Source organism: Gilliamella sp. Fer4-1 (assembly GCF_001690515.1).
Classification (GTDB): domain Bacteria; phylum Pseudomonadota; class Gammaproteobacteria; order Enterobacterales; family Orbaceae; genus Gilliamella; species Gilliamella apicola_C.
Window position 1 is genome coordinate 1 of the sequence record NZ_LZGZ01000283.1, and the last position, 4,998, is coordinate 4,998.

The following is a 4,998-nucleotide window of genomic DNA, read 5'->3' on the forward strand; positions in this document are numbered from 1 at the left end:
GTAAAACTTAAAAAACTTAATTAATTTGTTTTTCTTTTAACCTAGTTAAGATTGCTTCGGCACTTTGGTTGCTCGATTTTATTCCTGCCTCTTCAAGTTTACGATCAAGCGAATCTTGAGTTTCAGATCCCAATAATTCTTTTTTTGCTTCAATAGTGGCAGATGTTTTTTCTTGTCGTTTTTTTATTCGCTCAAGAGAGTCTAAGGCTGTTTGTAGTTTTGTTGTTGAATTTCCATAACGTTGAGCAATAGCAGATTGTGCCTTTTGCACACTTTCTGTTGCTTTTACAATATCTACTTGTTGTTTAAGATTACGGATATTAATTTCTGTTTGTAATATTATTTGTCGTAGATTTTTTACGTTATCGGCAAAATAAGTTGCTTGCTCTTTATTAACTGTGTACTTCTTTTCAAGAACCGAAAGTTTTTCAGCGACTTCTAAGGCCAATTTTTCATTATTGCTTTCTAATGCTTTGATGGCATAATTTTCATACTCAGTTATTTCTACTTGAATTTTTTCAACTTCTTTATCGGCTAATTTTTGTTGCGCAAGTATGCTTGCTAACGATTCTTTAGCTTGTTTTAATTCAACGTCAGCATCGCGAATTTCTTGGTCTAATATACGTAGAGCTTGCGCATCAATAATCGCTTCGCCGGCTTCATTAACACTACCACGAAGCGCTGTAATAAGCTTTTTGAAGATAGCCATTGTTAATCTCCTTGTTAACTATTTTGATTCAATATTGTTAATGTTAATATAATGTTCATAAGCTTCGGTAACTTTAATGACATTATCTGATAAAGTTTCTAATTCATAAATGATGTCGCTTAATAATGAAGACGCACTTAAAGCTCCGTACATAATATAATTTAATGCCCCATCTCCTGTTTTTTCAATTGCAATAGTCGATAGTGGGAATAGTTTTCTAGTACATAATATTTCTTCATTAAATTGATTTGTGTGTTTGACAATATCAACAGGCCAAAGTAGAGCCTCAATAATAATTTGTTGATTAGAAGCACTTAAAAATAGAGGTAGATCACCATACTCATGCATGGTTATATGCAAACAAGCATCAACGCCATCGATGACTTCAATACTGGCAAAACCTTGCTTAGATAATTCTGAGTCACGCAAAGCTTGATAAAGATCTGTAATTGACCAAACTTCATTTTTTTTCATTTTATTGTTTTCCTGTATATTGTTAAAGCATGTACTATTGTCTATAGGTAGACGAAACTGTTTTTCAATTTCGAGTAATTGAGTTGCATTTTCAGGTAAAATCCAAACTTCTTTTTTTATTAGGCCTTGTTCACGCAAGCGTTTTCTATATTGTTGTTGGTAAAATGCAGAGCTTTTAGCCTCTTTTGTTCTTTTCATATGTTGATTTTGTGTTTATTTTGTGTTTATTTTAATTATCAATAGGGTTTATATTAACATAAAAACATCACATGTAAATATCACATGTAATAATTACATGTGATATTTATTTTCTATAACTTAACAATTATATTTTTATTATTAAATTTAGCTATATTGAGGAAATTTGCCTGCGTGAGATATTTGTTAATTAGTCAAAGTTAGATGAGCTAAATGTACATATTAGATGAAAATATCCTCTCTTTAAAAAAGGATATTTTCATTATTTATATTGTTAGTTAAAAATCAATATCCATACCTAACTGGAATGTCCTACCGGGTGCGGTGAACATTTCTAGATATTTATAGTTTGATGTTTTGTATAATTTATTGTTACTTAGATAATCCCAATATTTTTGGTCGGTAAGATTATAGATGCCACCGCTTAATTTTACATTCTTAGTGATATTGACATAACCAGTCAGATCCACAATACCGTGTCCTACAACTCTAAAATAATCATCTGTAGCGGGTTTGATAGGTTTGCCGTCATTATTGTAAGTTTCACGAGCTGTATTTTCAGCTTTCTTGCCCTTTTGGAAGGTGGCAATTAATGCTAAACCATAGTCTTGATTTGGATTGTCCCATGCTAGACCAATGGTGCTCTTTAGCGGAGCAATGCTATCCATTTCAATATATTTATCGCCTAAATAGCTTGATTTTGATTTACCTTGATTGTAGCCAATTGCCAATCTAGCACTTAGCCCATTGGCTGATTCAATCCATGTGCTGATATTAAATTCGCTGCTTAGTTCTGCGCCATAAATATAGGCTTTATCTCTATTTTCTGATTGATAAACAATACGATTACCAACTCCGACAAAATTCTTTTTATAACGAGAATAGGCAATGAAGTTTTTATATTTATTATAAAAAGCGGCAGTTGATAATGTCACTCCTGATGTTGGCTGTCCTTTTAAGCCTAATTCAAAGTTGTCACTGGTTTCGGTTTTCAGGTTCGAATCGCCAACCAGCACATACATTTGGCTATGAGCTAAATAAGATCCATATAATTGATTTTGATTAGGCATTTGTGCGCCACGTTTATATTGGAGGTAAGTTATTAAATCAGGATTAATATCATACATAAATGCTATAGATGGCAATACCTTAAAGTCACTATTACGATTATATTGTTTACCTAATTGGTTAGCATTGATATTAGTAACTGCCATGTTTTGCAAATTACGAGGTTTGGTGTTTTGATATATTGCTCTAGCTCCAGGAATTAAATAGAAGTTATTGCTGTTATTGACAGTAAAACTTATACGATCTTCAAGAAATCCCCCTAATTGATAACTACGGCTATCTGCTTGAGGTTTTGTGTAATCTCCATCGGGGAAAATTCTGCCATACTGTGATTTAGCTGAAGTATAAAATGGTGACTCATCTCGACTCCAGTTAGCATTTAAACCTGCACTTATTTTTTGATTTTCATAACTTTTTAATAATGTTGTAATAAAGTTATAGGCTTTAGTATTATAGTGCGTTTGAGTGTTAAATTTACCTCGAGTTGTGTGTTGTAAATCCGTATTATCATAAACGTGGGTATGTTGATAATTTAATTGGGTGGTTAATGAGTCGATCCAACTAATATTGGTTGGTTTCCATAATTCTTTTATTGCTAAGTTAAAACGGTTATTTTTGCTTTTTTGGTGATCAAATGATTCTATTTTTTTACCGTATTTGTCCCATGTATCATAATGAGAATTTTTAGTTTTGCTGTTATAATCAACGGTCGTATTGAGTAAATGCTCTTCGGTTATTTGCCAGCCAAATCCTGATAGGATTGAATTTGAATGCCAGTTTTCGGGATAACTGTTGATGGAATCACCATGATTCCGTGTTTGTTTGCCATCACGGCGGCTTAATACTAAAATACCATTTAGCCCATCATCACCTCCAGCTATGGTTAAACCTTGATGATAACTTTTATCAGTACTATCATAATTATTTTGGAAACCAACGTAGCTTGTTTTTCCTGGATATAAATAGTAACTGGCAGTTTTAGTTTGAAATGAAACCGAACCACCAAGGGCATTATTGGGATTACTAACTGATGTTGCGCCTGATTGAATATCGACTTTATTGTACATATAGGTATCAATGTAATCACGGCCAATACCATAAGAACCAAAGCCAGCACGACCTACAGAATTGACCCTACCTTGGGCTATAGGTAAAGGCATACCATCAATGTCGATTGAAATGCGGTTGGCATCTAAGCCGCGGATATTATAGCCTGTAAAGCCACCACGATCCCAACTACTTTTACCACTTCCTGAGCCAGAAATATTACCAGGAGCAGAAATCAGTGGTTGATAACGCATTATTGTACCAAAATTGGTTCCGCCGTTGCGCCTAATGTCTTGCTCCGATATTTCTTTATTGGTGCCCGGTTTTTTAGTTGTTTCATGCGCTGTGACTGTCATTACATCATCATGCGTTTGGTTGGTGTTATTGTCTGCTGCAATGGCAGGTATTCCTAATGTTAAGCCTAAAGCTAGTGTACTAGATATTTTTAAATGAGCAACGTTAAGCATTTTAAACCTTTCAAATATAATAATCTAAATAATGTACTGCACTTGCTTCACTTTAATTTAGTATCAATTTATAGTAATCATTATGTTATTTTTTTGGGTAAATCATTATGGGTAAAATTGTTGATAAAGTATTTTGGCAGCTTCATCAACTCTTGGACCGATACCAAACAGGTAACTATCGTCTATGGTAATAATACGATGATTTTTGAAAGCTGCTGTTTGAGTAATTCCTGCAATAGTGTTTAGTTTTTCCATACCACCCAACTGTTCGATAGAATGATTATTTAATACGATAACTTCAGGGTTCATTGCTATTAACGATTCGGGGGTATACGTTTTGTAACTGGTATGTGTAGCAAGGTTTTCACCTCCAGCAATAGTTATAAGGGCATCAGCAGTAGTATTTTTCCCTGCTACTGAATTTGTTCCTCCCATGCTCATCAAAAATAGCACTTTTGCTTTATTGGGTTGATTGGCAATTTTGTCTTGGATTTGGATTAGATTGTTTTTTATTCTATTGATTAACTGTTGCCCTTCACTTTGTTTATTTAATTTATCCGCAATTTTTGTAATATTTAAATAAAGTAAATCAATAGTTCCAGGAACACGTTGCAATGAAAGCACATCGACTTTAGCTTGATTAACCTGACTTATTACGTTTTTAGGCTCGGCATCACTTAATGTAATAAATAACGAGGGTTTTAGCGATAAGATGCCTTCAATATTTAGCAATTTCCAATAACCAATTTGTGGAAGTTGTTTTACCGATTTTGGATAACTACTCGTTTTATCTACCCCTACAACTTGATCACCAGCCCCCAGCGCAAATACAATTTCGGTTAAAGAGCCGCCAGCAATAACAATTCTTTCATTTGCAAAACTTAAATTCATAAGGTTGATTAAAGAAAAAAGAAACAGAATTACGCTTAATTTCTTTATAAATTTTTTCATTATGTAGTTCCTATCATTCGGCATTGGACAGAAGTTATTCACTATAATGAAAATGATAACCATTATCAATGTAATATAGCAATA

Annotated in this window: 4 protein-coding genes; all 4 read right to left on the bottom strand. The window is 33.4% G+C overall.

Translation table 11 applies throughout. The features are described from left to right. Positions 1-16: 16 nt before the first annotated feature. The 4 genes from A9G30_RS09820 to A9G30_RS09835 all read right to left on the bottom strand — a co-directional run bounded on the left by A9G30_RS09820 (position 17) and on the right by A9G30_RS09835 (position 4,914). Positions 17-709, bottom strand: coding sequence for a PspA/IM30 family protein (locus tag A9G30_RS09820; RefSeq protein ID WP_065588834.1), 693 nt, complete (start codon positions 707-709; stop codon positions 17-19). 18 nt (positions 710-727) lie between these two features. Continuing rightward, positions 728-1,381, bottom strand: coding sequence for a YjfI family protein (locus A9G30_RS09825; RefSeq protein WP_065588835.1), 654 nt, complete (start codon positions 1,379-1,381; stop codon positions 728-730). Between the two features lie 278 nt (positions 1,382-1,659). Next, the gene (locus A9G30_RS09830) at positions 1,660-3,963 is read right to left on the bottom strand and encodes a TonB-dependent receptor domain-containing protein (RefSeq protein ID WP_065588836.1); all 2,304 of its coding nucleotides are present in this window, start codon (positions 3,961-3,963) and stop codon (positions 1,660-1,662) included. 105 nt (positions 3,964-4,068) lie between these two features. Continuing rightward, positions 4,069-4,914: a heme/hemin ABC transporter substrate-binding protein gene (locus A9G30_RS09835; protein ID WP_176700893.1), complete on the bottom strand. Its 846-nt coding sequence runs from the start codon at positions 4,912-4,914 to the stop codon at positions 4,069-4,071. Between the last annotated feature and the right edge of the window lie 84 nt (positions 4,915-4,998).

What these genes read in the sequence shown, in the direction of transcription:
- A9G30_RS09820 (WP_065588834.1), bottom strand. Translation starts at nt 709, where the DNA reads ATGGCTATCTTCAAAAAGCTTATTACAGCGCTTCGTGGTAGTGTTAAT.
- A9G30_RS09835 (WP_176700893.1), bottom strand. Translation starts at nt 4,914, where the DNA reads ATGAAAAAATTTATAAAGAAATTAAGCGTAATTCTGTTTCTTTTTTCT.
- A9G30_RS09825 (WP_065588835.1), bottom strand. Translation starts at nt 1,381, where the DNA reads ATGAAAAGAACAAAAGAGGCTAAAAGCTCTGCATTTTACCAACAACAA.
- A9G30_RS09830 (WP_065588836.1), bottom strand. Translation starts at nt 3,963, where the DNA reads ATGCTTAACGTTGCTCATTTAAAAATATCTAGTACACTAGCTTTAGGC.